Source organism: Streptomyces oceani (assembly GCF_001751245.1).
Taxonomy (GTDB): domain Bacteria; phylum Actinomycetota; class Actinomycetes; order Streptomycetales; family Streptomycetaceae; genus Streptomyces; species Streptomyces oceani.
Genome location: NZ_LJGU01000082.1, coordinates 1 through 1,477 on the forward strand (window position 1 = coordinate 1; position 1,477 = coordinate 1,477).

The 1,477-nt window shown below is 61.9% G+C and carries 1 protein-coding gene; it reads right to left on the minus strand.

Annotation, left to right across the window (positions count from 1 at the left end):
• Positions 1-1,415, minus strand: a 1,415-nt coding sequence (locus tag AN216_RS00455) for an acyltransferase domain-containing protein (RefSeq protein ID WP_244502254.1), incomplete at its 3' end; no start/stop codon positions are given.
• Positions 1,416-1,477: the final 62 nt, after the last annotated feature.

The window sequence follows — 1,477 nt, forward strand, 5'->3', positions numbered from 1 at the left end:
ACCGTGTCGAAGACGATGTGGTCACGGGTCCAGGGCTGACTGTCCTGGGAGATACGACCCGTGAACACCCACTCATCACGATCACCAATCCGCACAGCCGCGGACAACACCCCATGCCCAACAGACCGCTGCCCCGCCGGAACACCACTACCAACCCCCGACTCCAACCAAAACCGCTGACGCTGAAACGCATACGTAGGCAACGAAACACGCCGAGCACCAGTCCCGGCATAAAAAGCCGACCAATCAACCCCCACTCCCGCCACATACGCCTCAGCCAACGACGTGACAAACCTCCCCCACCCACCATCATCACGACGCAACGAACCAACAACCCCCACCCCATCCACACCACACCCAGCCACCGTCTCCTCAACAGCCATACCCAACACCGGATGCGGCGACATCTCCAAAAAACACCCCACACCCTGCCCCACCAAATCCCGAACAGCAGACTCAAAACCAACACAACCACGCAAATTCCGATACCAATAACCAGCATCCAAACTAGCCGTATCCACAAACCCACCAACAACCGTCGAATAAAACGGCACCTCACCACCAACCGGCTCCACCTCAGCCAACACCCGCACCAACTCATCCTCAACAGACTCCACCTGAACCGAATGCGACGCATAATCCACATTCACCCGCCGCACCCACACACCATCCCGCTCACACAACCCAACAACCTCATCCAACGCCCCCGACTCACCCGCAACCACCACACTCCCAGGACCATTCACCGCCGCCACCGACACCCGATCCCCAAACGGCACCAACAACTCCTCAACCAACCCCACCGACAACCCCACCGAAACCATCCCACCCAACCCAGCCAACCGCTCAAGAACAATCCTGCTCCGCAACGCCACCACCCGCGCACCATCCACCAAAGACAACCCACCCGCCACACACGCCGCAGCAATCTCACCCTGCGAATGCCCCACCACCGCCGACGGCACCACACCACACGCACGCCACAACCCCGCCAACGACACCATCACCCCCCACAACGCAGGCTGCACCACATCCACCCGCTCCAACCCCGGAGCACCCTCCACCCCCCGCAACACATCCAACAACCTCCACCCCACAAACGGCTCCAACGCCGCCTCACACTCCCCCAACAACCCAGCAAACACCGACGACGACGCACACAACTCCACCGCCATCCCCGCCCACTGCGCACCCTGACCCGGAAACACCAACACAGGCCCACCAGCCACCACACGCCCCGACACCACACCCTCCAACGGCTCACCCGAAACCACCGCACCCAACCCCGACAACAACCCCTCCCGCTCACCAGCCACCACCACAGCCCGACACTCCAACTGCGCCCGCGAAACCACACTCGACAACCCCACATCAACCACCGACACATCCGAACACCCCGCCAAATACTCACCCAACCGCGCCGCCTGCGCCCGAAGCGCCACCTCACTACGCGCCGAAAGCACCACCGGCACCACAC